This is a genomic window from Sphingomonas sp. P3_C5 (assembly GCF_056402635.1).
The window spans coordinates 95236-118843 of the sequence record NZ_JBFUHA010000001.1 but is presented as its reverse complement, the minus strand read 5'-3'; the positions used below and the strand labels follow the sequence as shown (position 1 = coordinate 118843).

Annotated in this window: 21 protein-coding genes; 20 read left to right on the top strand and 1 reads right to left on the bottom strand. The window is 65.9% G+C overall.

Going from position 1 to position 23608, the window contains the following annotated elements:
- The first annotated feature begins 17 nt into the window (after positions 1-17).
- From tkt to AC1DVS_RS00540, 4 genes are read left to right on the top strand one after another with little or no spacing between them, the layout of a single operon-like run.
- On the top strand, positions 18-2102 hold the full coding sequence (gene tkt / locus AC1DVS_RS00555; protein ID WP_478019307.1) for a transketolase: 2085 nt from the start codon (positions 18-20) through the stop codon (positions 2100-2102).
- Between the two features lie 2 nt (positions 2103-2104).
- Complete coding sequence (tal, locus tag AC1DVS_RS00550) at positions 2105-3232, top strand: transaldolase (protein ID WP_478019305.1); 1128 nt, start codon at positions 2105-2107, stop codon at positions 3230-3232.
- On the top strand, positions 3178-4248 hold the full coding sequence (gene gnd / locus AC1DVS_RS00545) for a phosphogluconate dehydrogenase (NAD(+)-dependent, decarboxylating) (RefSeq protein WP_478021187.1): 1071 nt from the start codon (positions 3178-3180) through the stop codon (positions 4246-4248). The genes tal and gnd overlap by 55 nt, the downstream gene beginning before the upstream one ends.
- Positions 4245-5054: a Cof-type HAD-IIB family hydrolase gene (locus AC1DVS_RS00540; RefSeq protein WP_478019303.1), complete on the top strand. Its 810-nt coding sequence runs from the start codon at positions 4245-4247 to the stop codon at positions 5052-5054. Before gnd ends, AC1DVS_RS00540 begins: the two co-directional genes overlap by 4 nt.
- Before the next feature lie 220 nt (positions 5055-5274).
- Here AC1DVS_RS00540 and AC1DVS_RS00535 read toward each other — a convergent pair whose 3' ends face one another.
- Positions 5275-6240, bottom strand: a complete 966-nt coding sequence (locus AC1DVS_RS00535) for a bile acid:sodium symporter family protein (RefSeq protein WP_478019301.1) — start codon at positions 6238-6240, stop codon at positions 5275-5277.
- Positions 6241-6316: 76 nt separating this feature from the next.
- Here AC1DVS_RS00535 and AC1DVS_RS00530 point away from each other — a divergent pair, with 76 nt between their 5' ends.
- The 16 genes from AC1DVS_RS00530 (at position 6317) to guaD (ending at position 23491) form a co-directional block, all read left to right on the top strand.
- Entirely contained in the window at positions 6317-6472 is a 156-nt protein-coding gene (locus AC1DVS_RS00530; RefSeq protein ID WP_478019299.1) for an AtzG-like protein, read from the top strand.
- The gene (locus tag AC1DVS_RS00525; RefSeq protein WP_478019297.1) at positions 6465-7787 is read left to right on the top strand and encodes an AtzE family amidohydrolase; all 1323 of its coding nucleotides are present in this window, start codon (positions 6465-6467) and stop codon (positions 7785-7787) included. The genes AC1DVS_RS00530 and AC1DVS_RS00525 overlap by 8 nt, the downstream gene beginning before the upstream one ends.
- 96 nt (positions 7788-7883) lie before the next feature.
- Entirely contained in the window at positions 7884-9230 is a 1347-nt protein-coding gene (locus AC1DVS_RS00520) for an NCS2 family permease (protein ID WP_478019295.1), read from the top strand.
- Complete coding sequence (locus AC1DVS_RS00515) at positions 9227-10138, top strand: 5'-methylthioadenosine/S-adenosylhomocysteine nucleosidase (RefSeq protein WP_478019293.1); 912 nt, start codon at positions 9227-9229, stop codon at positions 10136-10138. Before AC1DVS_RS00520 ends, AC1DVS_RS00515 begins: the two co-directional genes overlap by 4 nt.
- A 38-nt stretch (positions 10139-10176) precedes the next feature.
- A complete protein-coding gene (locus tag AC1DVS_RS00510; RefSeq protein ID WP_478019292.1) occupies positions 10177-11757 on the top strand; it encodes a gamma-glutamyltransferase family protein in 1581 nt (526 codons plus the stop codon).
- On the top strand, positions 11751-12995 hold the full coding sequence (locus tag AC1DVS_RS00505; protein WP_478019290.1) for an allantoate amidohydrolase: 1245 nt from the start codon (positions 11751-11753) through the stop codon (positions 12993-12995). Before AC1DVS_RS00510 ends, AC1DVS_RS00505 begins: the two co-directional genes overlap by 7 nt.
- A gap of 37 nt (positions 12996-13032) precedes the next feature.
- Positions 13033-14214: a pyridoxal-phosphate-dependent aminotransferase family protein gene (locus tag AC1DVS_RS00500; RefSeq protein WP_478021185.1), complete on the top strand. Its 1182-nt coding sequence runs from the start codon at positions 13033-13035 to the stop codon at positions 14212-14214.
- Positions 14215-14332: 118 nt separating this feature from the next.
- Entirely contained in the window at positions 14333-15217 is an 885-nt protein-coding gene (gene puuE / locus AC1DVS_RS00495; RefSeq protein ID WP_478019288.1) for an allantoinase PuuE, read from the top strand.
- Positions 15214-15594 (top strand): oxalurate catabolism protein HpxZ, encoded by a 381-nt coding sequence (hpxZ, locus tag AC1DVS_RS00490; protein WP_478019286.1) that lies wholly within the window; start codon positions 15214-15216, stop codon positions 15592-15594. Before puuE ends, hpxZ begins: the two co-directional genes overlap by 4 nt.
- Positions 15591-16070 carry a 2-oxo-4-hydroxy-4-carboxy-5-ureidoimidazoline decarboxylase gene (uraD, locus tag AC1DVS_RS00485; RefSeq protein ID WP_478019284.1) on the top strand — a complete coding sequence of 160 codons (480 nt, stop codon included), beginning with the start codon at positions 15591-15593 and terminating at the stop codon, positions 16068-16070. The genes hpxZ and uraD overlap by 4 nt, the downstream gene beginning before the upstream one ends.
- The gene (gene uraH / locus AC1DVS_RS00480; RefSeq protein ID WP_478019282.1) at positions 16067-16402 is read left to right on the top strand and encodes a hydroxyisourate hydrolase; all 336 of its coding nucleotides are present in this window, start codon (positions 16067-16069) and stop codon (positions 16400-16402) included. The genes uraD and uraH overlap by 4 nt, the downstream gene beginning before the upstream one ends.
- A 3-nt stretch (positions 16403-16405) precedes the next feature.
- Complete coding sequence (locus tag AC1DVS_RS00475; protein ID WP_478019280.1) at positions 16406-17593, top strand: urate hydroxylase PuuD; 1188 nt, start codon at positions 16406-16408, stop codon at positions 17591-17593.
- Complete coding sequence (gene xdhA / locus AC1DVS_RS00470) at positions 17590-19002, top strand: xanthine dehydrogenase small subunit (protein ID WP_478019278.1); 1413 nt, start codon at positions 17590-17592, stop codon at positions 19000-19002. Before AC1DVS_RS00475 ends, xdhA begins: the two co-directional genes overlap by 4 nt.
- A complete protein-coding gene (xdhB, locus tag AC1DVS_RS00465; protein ID WP_478019276.1) occupies positions 18995-21310 on the top strand; it encodes a xanthine dehydrogenase molybdopterin binding subunit in 2316 nt (771 codons plus the stop codon). Before xdhA ends, xdhB begins: the two co-directional genes overlap by 8 nt.
- Complete coding sequence (gene xdhC, locus AC1DVS_RS00460) at positions 21303-22208, top strand: xanthine dehydrogenase accessory protein XdhC (RefSeq protein ID WP_478021183.1); 906 nt, start codon at positions 21303-21305, stop codon at positions 22206-22208. The genes xdhB and xdhC overlap by 8 nt, the downstream gene beginning before the upstream one ends.
- A complete protein-coding gene (guaD, locus tag AC1DVS_RS00455) occupies positions 22205-23491 on the top strand; it encodes a guanine deaminase (protein WP_478019274.1) in 1287 nt (428 codons plus the stop codon). The genes xdhC and guaD overlap by 4 nt, the downstream gene beginning before the upstream one ends.
- The last annotated feature ends 117 nt before the right edge of the window (positions 23492-23608 follow it).

Below are 23608 nucleotides of genomic sequence, written 5' to 3'. Positions count from 1 at the left end.
TACGAAAGCGAATTTTCATGTCAGATGTCGCCACGACCAGTGCCCCGGTTCCCGGCCTGCACGAAGACGGCTCGCCCGCGCGCCTCGCGATCGACACGATCCGCACCCTCTCGATGGACGCGGTGCAGAAGGCGAATTCGGGCCATCCCGGCACGCCGATGGCGCTCGCCCCGGTCGGCTATACGCTCTGGTCGCAATTCCTCCGCACCGATCCCGACAAGCCCGATTGGCCCAACCGCGATCGCTTCGTGCTCTCGGTCGGCCACGCCTCGATGCTGCTCTATTCGCTGCTGCACCTTGCCGGCGTGAAGGAGGTCGATCGCGACGGCAACAAGACCGGCAATCTCGCGGTCAGCCTCGACGATATCGAGAATTTCCGCCAGCTCGGCTCGAAGACGCCCGGCCATCCCGAATATCGCCACACCACCGGCGTCGAGACCACCACCGGCCCGCTCGGTGCCGGCTGCGGCAATTCAGTCGGCATGGCGATCGCCGAGCGCTGGCTCGCCGCGCGCTACAACAAGCCCGGCTTCGATCTGTTCGATCATGACGTCTACGCGCTGTGTGGCGATGGCGACATGATGGAAGGCGTCTCGGCCGAGGCGGCCAGCCTCGCCGGCCACCTCAAGCTGTCGAACCTGTGCTGGATCTACGACAGCAACCTGATCAGCATCGAAGGCGCGACCAATCTCGCGTTCGACGAGGATGTCGGCAAGCGCTTCGAAGCCTATGGCTGGAACGTCATCCATGTGAACGACGCCAATGATTGCGCTGCGCTCACGGCCGCTTTCGCCGAGTTCAGGGCAACCAATGATCGCCCGACCTTCATCGTCGTCCATTCGGTCATCGGCTGGGGCAGCCCACGTGCCGGCAGCGAAAAGGCACACGGCGAGCCGCTCGGTGCCGACAATATCCGCGAGACCAAGAAAGCCTATGGCTGGCCCGAGGACGCGCAGTTCCTCGTGCCGGACGGCGTCGCCGAGCATTTCGAGGGGGCGATCGCCGATCGCGGCCGCCCGCTTCGCGAGGCATGGGAGGCAATGTTCGCCTCCTATCGCGCCGCGAACGGCGATCTCGCCAAAGAGATCGACCTTCTCCTCGCCGGCGACCTGCCCGATGGCTGGGATGCCGATATCCCGGTGTTCGACGCTGACGAAAAGGGCATCGCCTCGCGCGATGCCGGCGGCAAGGTCCTCAACGCAATCGCCAATCGCGTGCCCTATCTGGTCGGCGGCTCGGCCGATCTCGCGCCCTCGACCAAGACCGACGTCAAGGGCAAACCCTCGTTCGAGGCCGGCAGCTATGACGGCAGCAACTTCCATTTCGGCGTGCGCGAGCACGGCATGGGCGCGGTCGTGAACGGCATGGCGCTGACTCATCTGCGCGCCTACGGCTCAACCTTCATGGTCTTTGCCGATTATATGCGCCCGCCGATCCGGCTAGCTGCGATCATGGAACTTCCCTCGATCTTCGTCTTCACCCATGATTCGATCGGTGTCGGCGAGGATGGCCCGACCCATCAGCCGATCGAGCACCTCGCAACGCTGCGCGCGATCCCCGGGCTCGACACGATCCGCCCGGGCGACGCCAATGAGGTCGCCTGGGCCTGGCGCGCAGCGCTTGAGCACAAGCACCGGCCGACCAGCCTCATTTTCTCGCGCCAGGCCTTGCCGACGCTCGATCGCACCAAATATGCCTCGGCCGAAGGGCTGATGAAGGGTGCGTATATCCTCGCGGGCGATGCTGATCCCGAACTGATCCTGATCGCCACCGGCAGCGAGGTCTCGCTTGCCGTCGCGGCGCATGAGGCGCTGACGGCACAGGGCGTGCGTTCGCGCGTTGTCTCGATGCCGAGCTGGTTCCGCTACGAGCTGCAGGATCAGGCGTACAAGGACAGTGTCCTGCCCAAATCGGTCAAGGCGCGCGTTGCGATCGAGATGGGCGGCGAGCTCGGCTGGGATCGCTATGTCGGGCTGGACGGCAGGACGGTGACGATGTCGACCTTCGGCGCATCCGCCCCGATCGCGAAGCTGCAGGACAAGTTCGGTTTCACTGTCGACAATGTCGTCAAGGTCGCGCGCGAATTGCTCGGAAAGGATTGATCATGAGCCTCATCAAGGATCTCACCGCCCGGGGCCAGGCAGTCTGGCTCGATTTCGTCGATCGCAAGTTCCTGGCTGAAGGCGGCCTTCAGAAGCTGATCGACGAGGATGGGCTGACCGGCGTCACCTCGAACCCGTCGATCTTCGAAAAGGCGATGGGCCACGGCACTGCCTATGACGCCGCGCTCGCCGAGTTCGATCGGGAGCATCCCGGCGCGCCGGCGATGGACCGTTATGAGCATCTCGCCATCCAGGACATCCAGGCGGCCGCCGATACGCTGCGCCCGGTCTATGATCGCCTCGGCGGCAAGGACGGCTATGTCAGCCTCGAAGTCTCGCCCTATCTCGCCAACGACACCGACGGCACGATCGCTGAAGCCGCGAAGCTGTGGCGGCTGGTCGACCGGCCCGATCTGATGATCAAGATTCCGGGCACGCTCGCAGGCACGCCGGCAATCGCTGCAACGATCGCGGCCGGCATCAACGTCAATGTGACGTTGCTGTTCTCGATCGAGGCCTACAAGGCAGTCGCCCTCGCCTTTGTCGAAGGGCTCGAGCAGCGGGTCGCAAAGGGCGAGCCGATCGACAAGATCGCCAGCGTGGCGAGCTTCTTCGTCAGCCGGATCGACACCAAGATCGACGATGCGATCGACGCGCGGATCAAGGCGGGCGACGCCGAATCCGAGGCGCTGAAGGCAGTGCGCGGCAAGGTCGCCATCGCCAACGCCAAGCTCGCTTATGCCTGGTACGAAGAGTTCATCGCCTCGGACCGCTGGCAGGCGCTCGCCGGCAAGGGCGCGATGCCGCAGCGGCTGCTCTGGGCCTCGACCGGCACCAAGAACCCCGATTATCCCGATACGCTCTATCTCGACACGCTGATCGGCAAGGACACAATCAACACCGTGCCGCCCAAGACGCTGGATGCATTCCGCGCTCGCGGCACCGTTGCCGATACGCTGACTGCCGATGTCGATGGCGCCCGCCATGTTCTCGCTGAGGCCGAGCGACTCGGTCTCGACCTGAACGGCGTCACCGATACCCTGGTCGAGGAAGGCGTCGCCTCCTTCTCCAAGGCATTCGACGATCTGCTCGGCGCGATCGCCGCCAAGCATCCCGAAACGGCGGCCTGACTGATCACCCCCCATCCGGAGAGACATGTATGCGTATCGGAATCATCGGCCTCGGCCGGATGGGCGGCAATATCGCGCTAAGGCTGATGCGGGCGGGACATGAGACGGTCGTCTATGATCGCGACGCGAAGGCCATTGCCGATATCGTCGGCCAGGGTGCTGTCGGTGCCGAGTCGCTCGAGGACCTGCACGCAAAGCTCGCAAAGCCTGCGATCTTCTGGGTGATGCTCCCCGCCGGCGATCCGACCGAGCAGACGATCGAGACGCTCGCCGGCTTCAGCGGCGAGGGCGATATCATCATCGATGGCGGCAACACCTTCTACAAGGACGATATCCGCCGCTCCAAGGCGCTGGCCGAAAAGGGCATCCGCTATGTCGATGTCGGCACCTCGGGCGGAGTCTGGGGGCTTGAGCGCGGCTATTGCATGATGGTCGGCGGTGAAAAGGCGGCGGTCGATTCGTTGGATCCGATCCTGGAGGCGCTCGCACCCGGGCTCGGTACCATTCCCCGCACCCCGAACCGGATGGAGAATGAAGGCGAGGATCCGCGCGCCGAAAAGGGCTATATCCATGCCGGCCCGGCCGGCGCGGGGCATTTCGTCAAGATGGTCCATAACGGCATCGAATACGGCCTGATGCAGGCCTATGCCGAAGGCTTCGACATCCTGAAGGGCAAGTCGTCGGACAAGCTGCCCGAGGACGAGCGCTTCGATCTCAATCTCACTGACATCGCTGAGGTATGGCGGCGCGGCAGCGTCATCTCGTCCTGGCTGCTCGATCTCTCCGCTTCCGCGCTCGCGCAGGATCAGCAGCTCGAGAAATTCTCCGGCAAGGTCGCTGATTCGGGCGAAGGCCATTGGACGATCGAGGCAGCGATGGAAGAGGCGGTGCCGGTCAATGTCCTCTCGGCCGCCTTGTTCGCCCGCTATCGCAGCCGGGTCGATCACACTTTTGGCGACAAATTGCTCTCGGCGATGCGCTTCGGGTTCGGCGGCCATGTCGAGATGCCGCAATGAGCGAGCCGGTACGGCTCGTCGTTTCGGACGTTGACGGTACATTGGTCGACAAGAACAAGAAGCTGACGCCGGGGACGGCTGCGGCGGTCAAGCGGCTCCGCGCGGCGGGGGTCGGCTTCACGATCATCAGCGCGCGGCCGCGCTCGGGAATGATGCCGATCGCCGACACACTGGCGATCGACGACCCGATGGGCGCCTTTAACGGCGGCACCATCTTCCGCCGCGATGGCACGGTGATGGAGCAGCACCGGCTCGACCCCGATATCGTGCGCGCCATGTTCGATCTGGTGGCCGATGCCGCTGTCGATCGGTGGGTGTTCGCCGACGATCGCTGGTATGCGAGTACGGATCAGGGTCATCATGTCGATAGCGAGCGCATCGCCTCGAACCAGGCGCCGATCGTCACCAGTGATTTCACGAGCCTGTATAACCGTGCCGACAAGCTCACCTTCGTCAGCGACGACCCCGCGCTGCTGAGTGGCCTCCACAAGCAGGCCGCTGCCGCCATCGGCGCGCGTGCAACCGTGGTCCAGTCCCAGACCTATTATCTCGACGTGACCGCGCTCGCCGCCAACAAAGGCGATGGCGTAACGCTGCTGGCCGCGGCGATGGGAACGTCGCTCCAGGCGGTCGCGGTGATCGGCGATCAAGGCAACGATGTCGCGATGTTCGAACGCGCCGGCCTGTCGGTCGCGATGGGGCAGGGCCCGGCCGAGGTTCGCGCCAAGGCGGACTTCACCACAGCCGGCAACGATCAGGACGGCGTGGCGCGCGCAATCGACGAGATCATCCTCCCGCGCACTTAATCCCCTTCTCACTTAGTCCCCCTCCCACTTGTGGGAGGGGCTAGGGGAGGGCCTGTCCGGGAAACGCTGTCCTCAAGACAGGCCCTCCCCCGACCCAGTGACCAGTACCAGCCGGGTCAACCATGCCCCCGGCATGGTTGAGGGATGGCCGGGGGCCATCCCGACCCGGTTGGCGCAGGTCACTCGCAAGCGGGAGGGGAGAAAGTGAGCAGGCGTTGATTCAACCCACCGGATCATCGGCGTAACGCCGGGCAATGACAGCACACGCAATCAGCTGGAGCTGGTGGAACAGCATCAGCGGCAGGATGACCAATCCCACCTGCGCCGGCGGAAACAGCACGCCGGCCATCGGCACGCCCGAAACCAGGCTTTTCTTCGACCCGCAGAACACAAGCACGATCGCATCCTCACGGCTAAGCCCCATCAGCTTCCCCGTGCCCCAGGTTGCGAGCAGCACCAAGGCGAGCAACACCGAGCAGACCGCAAGAATCACCGCCAGTGACCCCACCGACATCTGGTGCCAGATCCCCCCGACCACCGCAGCGCCGAACGCGGTGTACACAACCAGCAGGATCGATCCGCGATCGACCATCGTCACCAGCCGCTTCTGCCGCGCGACGAAGCTGCCGATCACCGGCCGCAGCAAATGCCCGAGCACGAACGGCAGAAGCAGCTGCAGAAGGATCGTCTCGACCGAGGAAAACGATACGCTCGCGCTGCCGCCCGAACGGATCAGCAGAGCCGCGAGCGCTGGCGTCAGCACGATGCCGACCAGGTTCGAGAAGGAAGCGCTGCACACTGCCGCCGCGACATTGCCCCGCGCGATCGCTGTGAAGGCAATCGAGGACTGCACCGTCGAGGGCAGCAGCGTCAGGAACAACAGACCGCCCGCGACCGGGGCCGCGAGAAACGGCAGGGCGGCGATGCCAAGCCCGAAGATCGGGAACAGGATATAGGTGGAGGCGAACACCGCGAGATGCAGCCGCCAGTTCTTTGCGCCGGCGACGATCGCCTCGCGCGACAGCTTGGCGCCGTGGAGGAAGAACAGCAGCACGATCGCTGCGTCGGCGATCGCCCCGAACACCGGCACAGCGGCCCCGCGCGGCGGCAGTAGCGAGGCGAGGATGACGGTTCCGAGCAGCGTCAGGATGAACGGCTCGAACAGGACGAGGAAGCGTTTCAGCATATCGCCCCTTCGCGCGATCGGTGCCGCCCCGCAATGGGTTTGCGTTGCCGCCGGCTTTTCGTTCTAAGCTGAGGCCATGTCCGACCCTCATCCCATGACCGACGCCGCGATCGTCGAAGCGGCACGAGCGCTGCTCGATCTCGACGTGCCGCCCGAATGCCTGCCGGGCGTCCGCGCCAATCTCGCGCTGCTCGCGGAGCACGCGCGGTTGGTTGGCGATCTCGATGACTGAGACAGCGGGGGCAATCGCCGAAGCGGTCCGCAGCGGCACGCGCTCCGCGCTGTCGTTCGCTGAAGACGCCATCGCGCGGATCAAAGTGCGGGATGGCGCGATCGGTGCGGTCACACGCCTGCTCGAAGATCGAGCACTGGCCGAAGCGCGCGCCGTCGATACGATTGTCGCGGCCGGCGGTGATCCCGGGCCGCTTGCCGGCGTGCCGTACGGCGTGAAGGACCTGTTCGACGTCGCCGGACTAACGACCACCGCGGGCGCGGCGATGCGGCGGGATGCAGCGCCGGCGAGCGCCGATGCCGAGGCGGTCGCGCGGATGCGTGCGGCAGGCGCCATACTGGTCGCGACGCTCAACATGGACGAGTTCGCCTATGGTTTCGCGACCGTCAACGCCGCCTTCGGCACCACGCACAACCCGCATGACATCGCTCGTCTCGCGGGCGGCTCCTCGGGTGGTTCGGCGGCCGCGGTCGCCAGCGGCATGCTGCCGCTGACGCTCGGCTCGGACACCAATGGTTCGATCCGAGTGCCCGCCGCGCTCTGCGGGCTCTACGGCCTGAAGCCAGCGCATGGCAGCTTGCCGATGGGCGGAGTGTTCCCGTTCGTCGACAGCTTCGACGATATCGGCCCCTTCGCGACGTCGATCGCTGACCTGAGGCTGGCATGGCAGGTGCTCGGCGGCGCTGATCACCCTGCCGCCCCGGTCCGGGTCGCCCGTCTCGGCGGCTGGTTCGAGGCCAATATGGCGCCCGAGCTCGCCGCCGCGATCGACCTGCTCGACGCGCATCTTGGCGGACTGACACGCGTCGAATTCCCCGAGGTCGGCCGCGCCCGCTCGGCTGCCTTCCTGATGACGGCGGCGGAAGGCGGCGCGCGTCACCTCCCCGAGTTGCGCCGCCGCCCGCTCGAGTTCGATCCGGCGACGCGTGACCGGTTGATGGCGGGTGCGATGCTCCCTGCTGCGCATTATCTGGCCGCGCAGGCCTTCCGCGAAACCTTTCGCGCGGCCGTGGACTCCTTGTTCGAGCATCACGATGTGCTGATCGCCCCCTGTGTCGGTGAGGTGGCGCCGCGGATCGACGATCCCTTCATCACGGTCGATGGCGCCCGCGTGCCCGCCCGCGCGCATCTCGGGCGCCTGACCCAGCCGCTGAGCTTCATCGGCCTGCCGGTGATCGCCGTGCCTTTATACCGGCCCGGCCAACTGCCGCTCGGCCTCCAGCTCGTCGGGACGCCTGGACGTGAGGCAGCTTTGTTCGCATTGGCCGAGCGCCTCGAAGCCGATGGCCTGACCGGCTTCACCTCGCCCGTCTGAACCCCCTTCCGCTTGGGAAAAGTCGCGCTATGCTCGGCTTAATCCGGCGCCGACCGGAATCGGCGGGAGCGGATCGGGTAGCCGGGGGGACCGCCAATGTCGACTACACAGGAATCGAAGACGAGCAGGCTGGCGGCGAGGTTCGACCTTGCCGGGCGCGGCACGGATGTGCGGACTGAAGTCCTCGCTGGCGTGACCACCTTCCTGACCATGGCCTATATCATCGTCGTCAACCCGGCGATCCTCGGCCAGGCGGGCATGCCCGTCGCCGCGGTCGCTGCCGCGACCTGCTTCGCGGCCGGGATTGCGAGCATCCTGATGGGCTCGATCGCCAATGTCCCGCTCGCGCTCGCGCCGGGAATGGGGCTCAACGCCTATTTCAGCTTCACCGTCGTGCAAGGCATGGGCGTGCCGTGGCCGGTGGCTCTGGGCTGTGTGCTGATCTCTGGTGTCGCCTTCCTGCTGCTCACCGCGGCCGGCATACGCCAGATGATCCTCGCTGCCATACCGCCCCATCTGCTCGCGGCCGTGGCGGGCGGCATCGGCCTGTTCATCGGCTTTATCGGGCTGAAGAATGCCGGCATCGTCGTGAATAATCCGGCCACCAGCGTTGCCCTTGGCGATCTCCATGCGCCTGGCGCGGCGCTCGCCCTGATTGGCCTGGTTACCATAGCGGTGCTGAGCGCCTGGCGCGTCAAGGGCGCGGTGCTGATCGGCATCGTGCTGACCACGTTGATCGGCTGGCTGATGGGCTTGGTTACGTTCACGCCTCAACCCTATTCAGTCGCGGCGCTGACCGAGACCGCTTTCCGGCTCGATCTCGGCGGCGTCTTCGGCAGCGGCGGCAAACACGGGCTCGGGGTGCTCGAGATCCTGTTCGTCTTCCTGTTCGTCGACCTGTTCGACAATATCGGCACGCTGGTGGCAGTGACCAAGCGCGCGGGCCTGGTCGGTCCTGATGGCAAGATCCCCCGCCTCAACCGAATGCTCTTCACTGATGCGATCGCGACAATGATCGGCGCCTGTGCCGGCACCAGCACCGTCACCTCCTATGTCGAAAGCGCAGCCGGCGTGGAGGCGGGTGGGCGCACCGGTCTGACCGCGATCGTCACCGGGGTTTTGTTCCTCGCTGCGATGTTCGTCGCGCCCTATGCGCAGCTCGTGCCGCTCGCAGCGACCGCGCCGGCCCTGATCATGGTCGGCGCGTTGATGATGTCGCCGCTCATCGAGGTGGCATGGGATGATCCGGAAACGGCGATTCCGGCCTTCCTGACGGTCGTGATGATCCCGCTGACCTTCTCGATCGCCAATGGCCTTGCCTTTGGCATCACCGCCCACGCCTTGCTGAAGCTGCTCCGGGGCAAGATCACCCGAACCGATTGGCTCCTGCTGGTGCTCGCGGCGCTATTCGTCATCCGCTTCGCATGGCTGGCAGTGGCATGAGGCGCCTCATCGCGCTCGCGCTGATGCTCATCGCCGCCGCGCCGGCCGCTGCGCAGAAGCTCGACGCGACGCCCCGCACTGCCGTGATGACTGCCTTTCCGCCGGAATGGTATGCGATGGTCGGCAGCGTTTCGGCGCCGGTCACCCATCATGTGAACGGCCTCTCGATCCTGACCGGAACGATGGAAGGCAAGCCGGTCATCCTGATCCAGAGCGGCGTATCGATGGTCAATGCAGCGATGACGACCCAGCTGCTGCTCGATCGCTTCGCCGTGAAGCGGATCATATTTTCGGGCATCGCCGGCGGCATCAACCCTGCGCTGGATATCGGCGATGTCGTCGTGCCTGAGCGCTGGAACCAATATATGGAGGTGTCGCTCGCCCGCGAAACACCCGAAGGATGGGTGCCGCCCGAGCACCGCACGGTGGATCAGCTTCCCAATTACGGTATGATGTTTCCCCGCGACGTGCGGGTCGGCAGCGCGACTGAAAAGCCCGTGCCGCGTCGCTGGTTCGTCGCCGATCCAACCCTGCTCGATCTCGCGCGCAAGGTTGCGACCGCAACGCCGCTCGCACGGTGCCTGCCGTCGAGTGCGGCGAGCGCTTGTCTTGCTCGGGCCCCGAAGATCGTCGTCGGCGGCGCGGGGATCAGCGGTTCGGCCTTTGCCGACAATGCGCGTTACCGCGAATATCTCTTCGCGACCTTCCACGCCTCGGTGCTCGATATGGAGAGCGGCGCGGTGGCGCAGGTCGCCTTCGCCAATTCGGTACCGTTCATTGCCTTTCGCAGCCTGTCCGATCTTGCCGGCGGCGATGCCGGGCCCAATCAGATGGTGACCTTCATGGCGCTCGCCTCGGGCAATTCAGCGACCGTCGTGCGTGCCTTCGTTGCCGGTCTTCCCGACTAGGATCATGACAGGGTGATGTACGATTCGAAAAGACCAAGATGCAGCATGAAGTAAGGAGCCTGCGCGGCATGGTGACCGCGCCGCATCATCATGCCGCGCAGGCCGGGCTTGGTGTGCTCCAGGATGGCGGCAATGCGGTGGAGGCTGCGGTCGCGGTCGCTGCCTGCCTTGCGGTCGTCTACCCGCATATGACCGGGATCGGCGGCGACGGCTTCTGGCTGATCGCCGAGCCCGATGGCCGCACCCATGCGATCGACGCCTGCGGGGCGGCGGCGCAGGCAGCCGACCTGTCGCTATACGCTGGGCTGGACTCGATTCCGTGGCGCGGGCCGCTTGCGGCGAACACGGTCGCGGGGACGATCTCAGGCTGGGCGGCCGCATTGGAAACCAATGGTGGCGGATTGCCGCTCAGCCGTTTGCTCGCGCCTGCCATTCAGCACGCCCGAGAGGGTGTTGTCGTAACGCGCGGCGGCGCGGAAATCGCAGCTGCAAAGGGCGCCGAGTTGCGGGGACAGCCCGGTGCCTGGGCTGCGATCTTCGAGCCTCAAGGCCGTCCGCTCATCGAAGGTGAGGTCCTGCGCCAACCTGCTCTTGGCGCGACCCTCACCGGGCTGGCGCGGGAAGGGTTGCAAAGCTTCTATGACGGCTCTCTGGCCGCGATCATCGCCGCGGATCTCGCCACGCTCGGCAGTCCGGTCACGGCCGCCGATCTCGAAGCGCATCAGCCAGGCCGGCCGGCGCCGCTCAGCGTCGGCGTATCGGGTGCGACCCTGTTCAACACCGCACCGCCGACCCAGGGTCTGGCGTCCTTGCTGATCCTCGCTTTGTTCGACCGCCTCAACGCCGCCGAGGCGGAGGGGTTCGATTACATCCACGGGCTGGTCGAGGCGACCAAACAGGCCTTTCTGCTGCGAGACCGGCATGTCGGCGATCCCGCCTATATGACGCTCGACCCGCAAAAACTGCTCGATAACCCAAGCGAACTCGATGCGCTGGCGATGCGGATCGACATTGATCGCGCGCTACCGTGGCCGCAGCCGGCCTCGGCCGGCGACACGTGCTGGTTCGGCGTCGCGGACGCGCAGGGGCGTGTCGTCAGCTGCATCCAGAGCACCTATTTCGAGTTCGGCTCGGGCCTGGTGCTGCCGCAGACCGGCATCACCTGGCAGAATCGCGGCAGCAGCTTCCGGCTCGCGGATAGCGGCTGGAATGCGCTCAAGCCCGGCCGCAAGCCCTTCCACACGCTCAACCCGGCGCTTGCGCGCTTCGATGACGGGCGGGTGATGGCCTATGGCACCATGGGCGGCGAGGGCCAGCCCCAGACCCAGGCGGCGATCTTCAGCCGCTATGCGCGGTACGGCATTGGCCTCCAGGAAGCGATCAGCCGTCCCCGCTGGCTGCTCGGCAAGACCTGGGGCGATTCCAGCACCAGCCTGAAGATGGAGGATCGGTTCGCGCTCGATCTCTATGAGGATCTGCGTGCAGCCGGGCATCAGGTCGAGCTGATGCCGGCCTTCACATCGACCATGGGCCATGCCGGCGCCATTGTGCGCCATCCGAACGGCGTGCTCGAAGGCGCGACGGATCCGCGCAGCGACGGGCAGGTGGCGGCGTGGTGACGGGAGGCGCCAGAGTGGTGGCGCGCTGCGATGCGCTCGGCGTCGCTCCCTACAGCGATATGGAGGGCGGTCTGTTCCGGGCATGGCTGACGCCAGCCTTTGCCGCCGCCCATGAGGCGATCGGTGGTTGGATGGCGGAGGCCGGCATGGCAGTCCGCACCGATGCGGCGACCAATCTGATCGGGCGCTATGAGGGAACAACGTCCGATGCGCCCGCGCTGCTGATCGGCAGCCATATCGACAGCGTCAACGATGCGGGCCGCTATGACGGGCCGCTTGGGGTGATGCTCGGAATCGAGTGCGTCGCGGCACTCAATGCGAGCGGCAAGCGCCTTCCCTTCGCGATCGAAGTGATTGCGTTCGGCGACGAGGAGGGCTCGCGCTTTCCGGCGCCGATGCTGACCAGCCGGGCGGTCGCAGGCGTCTTCGATCCGGCGAGCCTGTCGGTCATTGGCCGCGATGGCGTGACGGTGGGCCAGGCGCTGGCCGACAATCGCTTCCCGCCCGAGCGCTTCGCCGATGCGGCACGCGCGCCAGGCTCGGTGGTCGCTTATCTCGAAGCGCATATCGAGCAGGGGCCCGCACTCGAGGCGGAAGGTCTCGCTGTCGGCATCGTCACCGGCATCGCCGCGCAGCTGCGCTATCGGGTGGTGATCGAGGGTATGGCGGGCCACGCCGGGACCACGTCGATGGCGCTCCGCCGCGATGCACTGGCCGCAGCGGCTGAAGCGGTGCTTGCGGTTGAGCGGATCGGCAGTGCGGGTCCCGACGATCTGGTCGCGACGGTCGGGCGGCTGGACGTTACGCCGGGCGCGGTGAATGTGATCCCCGGCCATGTCGATTTCTCGCTCGATATCCGCGCGCTCGATCATGCTGTCCGCGATGCTGCCGCGGAGGCGATCCTCGCTGAACTGAAGACGATCGGCGCGCGGCGGGGAGTCGGGCTGGTCGCAAAGCGGGTACACGAGCTCTCCGCATGCCCCTGCGATCCGAAGCTGATCGGCCTGCTTGCTGCTGCCGTGGCGGACGAAGGTCTGCCCGAGCGACGCCTCGCCAGCGGCGCTGGCCATGATGCGATGGTGATGGCATCGCTCTGCCCGACCGCTATGCTGTTCATCCGCTGCGCCGGCGGCATCAGCCACAATCCGGCCGAGGCGGTTAAAGTGGCGGATGTAGAGAGCGCGCTCAGGGTGATGCTCGGCTTCATCGACAAGCTTGGAGAGACTTTTGACGCCTGATCTGTTCGGAGAGATCGATCCGCCCCAGCGGTTGCTGATGGGCCCCGGCCCGGTCAACGCGCATCCGCGTGTCTTGCGCGCGATGTCCGCGGACCTGCTCGGCCAGTTCGATCCCGAAATGACTGCCTATATGAACCAGGTCATGGCGCTGTACCGCCCGATCTTCGGCACGCAGAACCATTGGACCTTCCTGATCGACGGCACCGCGCGCGCCGCGATCGAGGCGGCTCTGGTCAGCCTGATCGCGCCGGGCGACACCGTGCTGATCGTCAATTTCGGGCGCTTCGGATTGCTGTTGCGTGAGATCGTCGAGCGGATCGGCGGCGTGATCGAGACGGTCGACGCGCCCTGGGGCGAGGTGGTGCCGATGGACGCGATTGCGGCGGCGATCGAGCGGACCGGGCCGAAGGTCGTTGCCGCCGTGCATGGCGATACCTCGACGACGATGGCGCAGCCGCTGGCCGGGCTGGGCGCCTTGTGCCGCGCGGCGGGGGCGCTTTCCTATGTCGATGCGACCGCGACGATCGGCGGCATGGCGATCGAGGCGGATGGCTGGGGTGTCGATGTGGTCACCGGCGGCCTGCAGAAATGCCTTGGCGGACCATCGGGATCGGCACCGATCACCATCTCGGATCGTGCCGCCGAGCACATCGCCGCGCGTCGTCATGTCGAAAAGGGCATCGTCCGCGACGATATCGCCAATGGGTCGGGCGCGCGGATCGGCTCCAATTATTTCGATCTCGCCATGGTGATGGATTATTGGTCCGAGAAGCGGCTCAATCATCATACCGAGGCGACGACGATGCTCTACGGCGCCCGCGAATGCGCCCGGGTGGCGCTCGGCGAAGGGCTGGAGGCGCGCTTCGCTCGCCATGCGGCGGCGGGTCGCGCGGTCGTCGCCGGTGCGCGGGCGATGGGGCTCACCGTGTTCGGCGACGATGCCCACCGGATGACCAATGTGACCGGCATCCTCATCCCGGACGGCGTGGATGGCGAGGCGGTGCGGCGGCGGATGCGCGAGGATTTCGAGATCGAGATCGGCGCCGCCTTCGGGCCGCTGCAGGGCAAGATCTGGCGGATCGGCGCGATGGGATACAATGCCATGAAGCACAAAGTGGCGATCACGATGAGCGCGCTCGAGGCGGTGTTGCGAGCTGAGGGGTTCGCGACCCCGGCGGGCGCTGGCGTGGATGCGGCGCTGGGGGCGTGGAAGGGATGAGCGCGCAGTCCCTTCTTAACCCCTCCCCTTCAGGGGAGGGGCAAGGGGTGGGGGAGTCACGGGGACGTTCGAATTTGTCCCCCACCCCCAACCCCTCCCCTGAAGGGGAGGGGCTTAAGTGAGCGCCCGCGATCTCATCGGCTATGGCCCGACGCCACCCGATGCCCGCTGGCCGAATGGCGCCCGCATCGCCGTCAACTTCGTCGTCAATTACGAGGAAGGCGCCGAGAACAGCGTCCTAAACGGCGACAAGGGCTCCGAAGCCTTTCTCTCCGAAATGGTCGGTGCCGCCAGCCATCCCGCGCGCGCGATGGCGATGGAGAGCCTCTACGAATATGGCAGCCGTGCCGGTTTCTGGCGGCTCCACCGGCTGTTCACTGAACGCCAGGTGCCGATCACCATCTTCGGCGTGGCGGCGGCCATGGAGATGAACCCGGCTGCGGTCGAGGCGATGCTCAGGGCCGATTGGGAAATCGCCAGCCACGGCTATCGCTGGATCGACTATCAATATGTGCCTGAAGACATCGAGCGCGAACATGTCGCCAAGGCGATCGCGCTGCATACGCAGTTCACCGGCACCCGCCCGCTCGGCTGGTATCAGGGCCGCACCTCGCCCAACACAGCGCGGATCGTCGCTGAGGAAGGCGGGTTTCTCTACGACGCCGACAGCTATGCCGATGATCTGCCTTATTATGATCGTCGCCACGGTCGCGCTCAGCTGATCGTGCCTTATTCGCTCGACGCCAATGACATGAAGATGGTCGCGCTCAACGGCTTTACCGAGGGCGTTCAGTTCTTCCGCTATCTCGTCGACACATTCGAGCAATTGAAGGAAGAGGGCGGGCGGATGATGTCGATCGGCCTGCACGGTCGTATCGCCGGCCGGCCCGGCCGCGCGGTCGCGGTGGGCCAGTTCCTCGACCATGTCATCGACAGCGGCGATGCCTGGATCGCACGCCGCATCGATATCGCCCGGCACTGGATGGAGACTCACCCCGCATGATCATCGACGATCCCGCTGTTCTCGCTGAAGTGACTGCCGCGTTCCACGAATATGAGCGCGCATTGATGGCAGACGATGTGCCGGCGATGGACCGGCTGTTCGCCGATGCACCCACCACGGTGCGCTACGGCGTCGGCGAAGTCCTGTACGGCGCCGATGCGATTCGCGAATTCCGCAAAGGTCGTGGCGGATCGCCGCGGCGGCGGCTCGGTCGCATCGCGATCACCACCTATGGCGACAGCTTCGCGACCGCCAATGCCGAGTTCTTCCGCGAGCGCAGCGAACGGCGCGGCCGGCAGAGCCAGTCCTGGGTGAAGTTCGCCGATGGCTGGAAGGTCGTATCAGCGCATGTTTCGATCGAGGGATCGACCTCGTGATCATCGATACCGATCCGGATGCCTTTATCCGGCATTATGGCGGGCTGTTCGAGCACAGCCCCTGGGTGGTGATGCGCGCCGCCGCGCGGCTGCCTTTGGCCGATGTGCATAGCGGCCTGATGGCGGTGGTGCATGAGGCGTCGCCCGAGGACCAGCTGAAACTGATCCGTGCCCATCCCGAGCTCGCCGGCAAGGCAGCGATCGACCGAACGCTCACCGCCGAATCCGCCGCCGAACAGGCCTCGGCCGGGCTCGATCGGCTCACTCCTGAGGAGTATGAGCGTTTCCACGAACTCAACGCTGCCTATCGCGCACGCTTCGATTTCCCCTTCATCATCTGCGTGCGGTTGACCGACAAGGCCGGTATCCTCGCCGCGATGGAGGAGCGGCTCGGCAATGATCGCGACACCGAGATCGCCACCGCCATCGTCGAAATCGGCAAGATCACGGCGCTTCGCCTCAAGGATCTGGTATGAACACGCTTTCCACCCACGTGCTCGATACGATGCATGGGCGGCCTGCAGCCGGACTCGCCCTGGCGCTGATCGGTCCACATGGCGAGATCGCGCGTGGCACGACCAATGTCGATGGTCGCTGCCCGGATCTGATGCAGGAAGGCCTGGCAGCCGGACGCTATGCAATCCGTTTCGCCGTGGCGGACTATTTCCGCAGCCTTGGCGTCGCGTTGCCCGACCCGCCATTTCTCGATGAAGTGGTGGTCGATTTCGGAATCGCTCCGGACGGCGGGCATTATCACGTGCCGCTGCTCGTCTCGCCCTATGGCTATTCAACCTATCGGGGCAGCTGACCCATGACGATCGACCTTGCCGAATGGCTCAATCTGGCGATCAGATGGCTGCATCTGACGGCGGGGATCGCCTGGATCGGCTCGTCCTTCTATTTCATCTGGCTCGATAATCACCTGACGGCGCCGGCCTCGGGCGAAGCCTCGGGCGAGCTCTGGGCGGTGCATGGCGGCGGCTTTTATCACAACCAGAAATACCAGGTCGCGCCCGCCCAGATGCCGGATCGGCTGCACTGGTTCAAATGGGAGGCTTATTTCACCTGGATCAGCGGCTTCTCGCTGCTGGTGCTGATCTATTATGTCGGCGCTCAGAACTTCCTGATCGATCCGGCCAAGGCTGCGCTCAGCCCTGCCGAGGCGATCGCCATCGGCCTCGCGGCCTTGGTGGTCGGCTGGCTCTTCTACGACCTGCTGTGCCGATCGCCCTTGGGGAAGGATAACCGCCTGCTCGGGGTGGTGTGGTTCGGCTTTCTCGTCGGTGCGGCGATCCTGCTCGATCGCCTGTTCAACGCGCGCGCGGCCTATATGCATATTGGCGGGATCATCGGCTCGGTGATGGTCGGCAACGTGTTTTTCGTCATCATTCCCAATCAGCGCAAAGTGGTCGCCGATCTCATCGCCGGCCGCACGCCCGACCCCGCTCTCGGCAAGGCGGCCAAGCAGCGCTCGCTCCACAATAATTACATGACGCTGCCGGTGCTGTTCATCATGATCAGCAACCATTACCCGATGACCTATGGCGCCGAGCGGCCATGGTTGGTGCTCGCATTGCTCGGGCTGACCGGCGTGGCCGTCCGTCATGTGTTCAATCTGCGCCATCGCGGGCAGACGACAGGGCCGGCCATGGCACTGGCAGCGGCCCTCGCCTTTGCCAGCGTGTCCTATGTGTCGCTGGAGAAGAGCGGCAGTGCACCTGCTTCGACGGCTGAGCAGACTCCCGCTTTTGCCGACATCCAGCCGATATTGGCGACGCATTGCGCGGGCTGCCACAGTCCCCACCCCACCAATGCCGCTTTCACCGCGCCGCCGCTCGGTGTGCTGCTGGATAGCTACGAGCATGTCCGCGCCGCGTCGCCGCGGATCAAGACGGTGGCGGTCGATGCCGAGATCATGCCGCTGGGCAACACCACCGGCATGACCAAGGCCGAGCGCCAGAAGCTCGGCGCCTGGATCGCAGCGGGGACGCCGCGATGATTCGCTTCGTCCTCGACGGTGCCGTGATCGAGCGCGAAGCGGCCGCCACCGCCAGCGTGCTCGATCTGCTCCGCTACGATCTGCGCCGCACCGGCACCAAGGAAGGTTGCGCCGAGGGCGATTGCGGGGCGTGCACGGTGCTGCTCGGCGAACTGGACGGCGACCGGGTCGCCTGGCGCGCCGTCAACGCCTGTATCCTTTTCGTGCCGATGCTCCACGGCAAGGCGCTCCGCACCGTCGAGAGCCTGTCGGCGGGCGGCACGCTTCACCCTGTGCAGCGCGAGATGGTCGAGCGCCACGGATCGCAATGCGGCTTCTGCACGCCGGGTTTCGTCATGTCGCTCTATGGCCGCAGCATCGGCGCGCTCGGCACCGACGGTGAGTCGGTCGCTGATGTGATCGCCGGCAATCTCTGCCGTTGCACCGGCTATGGCCCGATCCTCGATGCGGGCGAAGCGGTGTCGCCAGCCGCCACGGACGACAGCGCCATCGCGACCGCGCTACGCGGGATATCGAGCGCGGCGCGGGGCGAAGGCTGGTTTGCGCCGCGCGCCTCCGACGATCTGGCCGCACTGCTGATCGAGCATCCTGACGCCAGGATCGTCGCGGGTGCGACTGATGTTGGGCTGTGGGTCACCAAACAGCACCGCGATCTCGGGACTGTGATCTTCATCAGCGACGTCGCCGATCTCAAGACGATCGAGGAGGATGAACGCGGCCTCACCCTCGGCGCGGGTGTTCGCTATTCGGAGGCTAAGGCGGCGCTCGCCCGGCTGCATCCCGATCTCGGCGAGCTGGTCCGCCGCATCGGCGGGCTGCAGGTCCGCAATGCCGGCACGATCGCCGGCAATATCGCCAATGGCTCGCCGATCGGCGACATGCCGCCGGCGCTGATTGCCCTTGGCGCCACGCTTACCCTCCGACGCGGCGGTGCGCGGCGGACGATGCCGCTCGAAAGCTTCTTCAAAAGCTATGGCGTGCAGGATCGCGCGCCCGGCGAGTTCGTCGAAAGCATCTACGTCCCGCGCCCGGCGCCCGACACGATCGTCAGCATCGTCAAGCTGTCGAAGCGGTTCGACAGCGACATATCGGCGGTGTGCGGGGCCTTTGCGATCACCGTCGTGGACGGGCAGGTGACAACCGCCCGGATCGCTTTTGGCGGCATGGCCGGCATCCCAGCGCGGGCGTCAGCTTGCGAGGCTGCATTGATTGGCCAAAACTGGTCAGAGGCGACGATCGACGCTGCAGTGCAGGCGCTGGCACAGGATTACACACCGCTGACGGACGTGCGCGGTTCCAGTGCCTATCGGCAGGCGGTTGCCGGCAATTTGTTGCGCCGCTTATGGGCGCACTATGCGAACCCGGAGGAGCCGGTCAGCGTGTTGAGCGAGGCGCTCTCCGATGGCTGACGTCGATCTCCGCCGGGCCGGTGCGGTCAACCAGCCGCTTCGCCATGACAGTGCGGTCGAGCATGTTGCCGGCCAGGCGCGCTATGTCGATGACACGCCCGAGGCACCCGGCCTGCTCCATCTCGCCTTTGGTTTGGCGACCGATGGCCATGCAAAACTACTCTCGCTCGATCTCGACGCAGTCCGCGCCGCGCCGGGCGTGGTCACGGTGCTGACTGCCGCCGATATCCCGGGCGTCAACGATGTGAGCCCGGTCAAGGGCGACGACAAGCTCTTCGCCGAGAGCGAGATCCTCTACCCCGGCCAGCCCCTGTTCGTCGTCGCCGCCACCAGTGTCGGCGCGGCACGGCGGGCGGCGCGGCTGGGCAAGGCCGAGGTCGAGCCACTGCCAGCGCTGGTGACGATCAAGCAGGCGCTGGTGGCGGGATCGGCGATCGAGGACACTCAGTTCATGGCGCGCGGCGATGCCGTCGCAGCGCTCGCCGCCGCGCCACACCGGCTGACCGGCGCGCTGGAGATGGGCGGCCAGGAGCATTTCTACCTCGAGGGTCAGGCAGCGCTTGCGACGCCGGGCGAGGGTGGCCAGCTGCATGTCCTCTCCTCGACTCAGCATCCAAGCGAGGTGCAGCATCTCATCGCCAAGGTGCTGAAGCTTTCCCATGCCGATGTAACGGTCGAGGTGCGCCGCATGGGCGGCGCGTTCGGCGGCAAGGAGACCCAGGCTGCAGCCTATGCCGTCGCCTGCGCGCTGGTCACAGCGAAGACGGGCCGGCCGGCCAAGATCCGCGCCGACCGCGACGACGACATGGCGATGACCGGCAAGCGCCACGAATTCGCGGTCCGCTATGATGTCGGTTTCGACGATGCGGGGCGAATCCAGGGGATCAGGATCGAACTCGCCTCGCGCTGCGGCGCGACTGCGGATCTGTCCTCGGCAATCAATGACCGGGCGATGTTCCACGCCGATAATTGCTACTGGTTGCCGGCGGTCGAGATCGTCAGCCACCGGCTGAAGACCCATACTGTTTCCAATACGGCGTTTCGCGGTTTCGGCGGGCCGCAGGGCATGATGGCGATCGAGCGGGTGATGGACGCCATCGCCGGCGCGCGCGGGCTTGATCCGCTCGCGGTGCGCTGGGCCAATCTCTACGCGCCGGACCGGGACATCACGCCCTACCATATGCGCGTCGAGGACAATGTCGCGCCGGAGCTGATCGAGGAACTGGCCGAGCGGACCGACTATGACGCGCGCCGCGCGGCGGTGGCAGCGTTCAACGCCAGCCACCGGGTGCTGAAAAAGGGGCTCGCGCTGACCCCCGTCAAGTTCGGCATCAGCTTCACGACCACGCATCTCAACCAGGCCGGTGCGCTGGTGCTGCTTCATGCCGATGGCTCGATCCAGCTCAACCATGGCGGCACCGAAATGGGCCAGGGCCTGATGGTGAAGGTCGCGCAGATCGTCGCCGATGTCTTCGCCGTGCCGATCGACCGGGTGCGTGTGACCGCGACCCGGACCGACAAGGTGCCCAATACGTCTGCGACTGCAGCATCCTCGGGTGCTGACCTGAACGGTATGGCAGCGTTCAATGCCGCAGAGCAGATTCGCGCGCGCTTGGCCGATTTCGCCGCAGCGAGGTTCGGTGGCACCGCCGACGCGGTGCACTTCACACCTGATGGCGTCGTCGCCAATGGCGAGCTCATACCCTTCGAGACCTTGTGTCGGATGGCGCATCTCGGCCGCATCTCGCTCTCCTCGACCGGCTTCTATGCGACGCCGAAGATCGAGTATGATCGGACGACCCATAGCGGCCGGCCCTTCCTCTATTTCGCTTACGGCGCCGCGCTGTCGGAGGTCGTGATCGATACGCTCACCGGCGAGCACCGGGTGCTTGCGGTCGATATCCTCCATGACGTCGGCCACTCGCTCAATCCGGCGATCGATCTCGGTCAGGTCGAGGGCGGCTTCGTCCAGGGGATGGGCTGGCTGACGACCGAGGAGCTTGTTTACGACGCGCGCGGGCGGCTGCTCACCCACGCCCCCTCGACCTACAAGATCCCGACCGCGAGCGACCGGCCGCGCCGCATGGACATACAGCTCTGGGAACGCGGACAGAATGTCGAGGCGACGATCCACCGCTCAAAGGCGGTCGGCGAGCCGCCCTTCATGCTCGCCATCTCGGTCTTCTCCGCACTGACTCAGGCCGTGGCTGCGGCCGCGCCGGGCAAAGGCCTGCCGAAGCTCGACGCACCAGCGACGCCGGAGCGGCTCCTTGCCGCGATCGAAGAGCTGAAAGGGCGTGATGACTGACTGGGCCAATATGGCACGGGCGGCCCCGGCACGAGAACCGACCGCACTGGTGACGATCCTCGCGACTGAAGGCTCGGCGCCGCGCGGTGCCGGTGCGCGGATGGTTGTCACCGCCGATGCGCTCCACGGCACGATCGGCGGCGGCGCGCTCGAATATCGCGTCGCCGAGCAGGCGCGCGCGATCCTCGATCTTCCGCCGGGCAGCTGGCGGGTTCAGGATTATCCGCTCGGACCGCTGCTCGGCCAATGCTGCGGCGGCCGGGTGCGGCTGTTGGTCGAGCGGCTTGACGCGGATGCGAGTGGCTGGATCGAGGCGTTCAGGAATGGCGAGACAGTTGTCGCGATGATCGGCACGAATGCTGTCACTCGTAAGACCTTCACCGGCGAAGGCCGGAGAACGTTGGTTGCGCGAGGACCGTTGCTTGAAGCCGGAGCCGAATTCCTCGAGCCCGTCGAAACCATCGGTGCGCCGCTGATCCTGTTCGGCGCGGGCCATGTCGGGCGCGCGATCGCCTCGCGGCTGCCCGGCCTGCCTTTCCATCTCGTCTGGTTCGACAACCGCCCCGATATGGCCGAAACGCCCGGCGTGATGCTGGAAACCGAGGATGCGATGGTCGCCTGCGCCGCCGAGGCCTCGCCGGATTCGGCCATCCTTATCCTCACGCACGACCACGCCTTCGACTATCGCCTGTCCGCCGCGGCACTATCCGGCCAAGCAGCGTTTGTCGGCCTGATCGGCTCGCGGACCAAGCGTGCGCGCTTCATCTCGCGGCTGCAGGCGGACGGGATCGATCATGATCGCCTGACCTGCCCGATCGGCCTGCCCGGCATCACCGGCAAGGAGCCTGCGGTGATCGCCGTCGCGACCCTTGCCCAGCTGCTGACGATCGCGCCATGAGCCTGACCGCTTTCCGCGCCGAGTTGCTGAGCGTTCCGGAGGACCCGGCGCAGTTCGGCGACACGGCAATCCGGCACCATGCCGACGGCCTGCTCGTGATCGAGGATGGCATCGTGGTCGCATTCGGCGATCATGCCGATCTCGCAGCGCGTTTCGCCGACATTCCGGTCGAGCATGTGCCGGGCCTGATCGTGCCCGGTTTCGTGGACACGCATATCCATTATCCGCAGACCGATCGTATCGCGGCTTATGGCAGCCAGCTGCTTGAATGGCTCGAGCATCACATCTTCCCGGCCGAGGCCGCTTTTGCCGATCGCGGCCATGCCGATCGGGTCGCCAGCTTCTTCCTCGACGAACTCCTGCGCAACGGCACCACGAGCGCGCTGGTCTTCGCGACCGTCCATGCCCAGTCAGTCGATGCCCTGTTCGAGGCAGCGCTGGCACGGAATATGCGGATTGTCTCCGGCAAGGTGCTGATGGATCTGGGGCCGGAGACGCTCCACGACAGCGTCGAAAGCGGGCGCGCCGAGACTGAAGCGTTGATTGCGAAGTGGCGCGGGCGTGGCCGACTTGGTTATGCGGTGACGCCGAGATTCGCGCTCACCTCTTCCGATGCGCAGCTGGCCGGCGCGGGGACCCTGCTTGCCGCGCATCCTGACATATTGATGCACACGCATCTCGCCGAGAATCATGACGAGATCGCCGCCGTTGCCGCGCGCTTCTCCAGCGCCCGCGATTATCTCGATGTCTATGACCGGTTCGGATTGGTCGGCCCGCGCTCGGTCTTCGCGCATTGCATCCATATGGATGACCGCGCGCTGGCTCGCATGGGCGAGGCAGGCGCTTCGATCTCCTTTTGCCCGACGAGCAACCTGTTTCTCGGATCAGGCCTGTTCGATCTCGCCCGCGCCGATGCGCACGGCGTGAAGGTCGGCATCGGGACCGATGTTGGTGCGGGAACCAGCTTCTCGATGCTGGCGACGCTCGGCGAGGCGTACAAGGTCGGGCAGATGCGCGGCGCCAGCCTCGATCCGTTCCGGGCGCTGCATCTCGCCACCGCGGGCGGCGCGCGGACGCTTGGGCTGGGCGATCGGATCGGCGGGCTGCAATCGGGGCAGGAGGCGGACTTCATCGTGCTTGACTGCGCCGCCACCCCGCTGCTCGCGCGGCGGACTGCCGGTGCGACATTGCGGGACCGCCTGTTCGCTTTTCAGATATTGGGCGACGATCGGGCGGTCGCCCACAGCTTTGTCTCAGGCCGGCGGGCCTATTCGCGAGAGTAGGCTGCTGGGCCGGATTTTCCCTGTTTCTGGGCGATTAACAGGGAAAGAACAGGGCAAGCCGAAGCACCGAGGTTTCGACCGTCATGTGAAAGAGCCGAGCCGAAGTTTTACACTCCG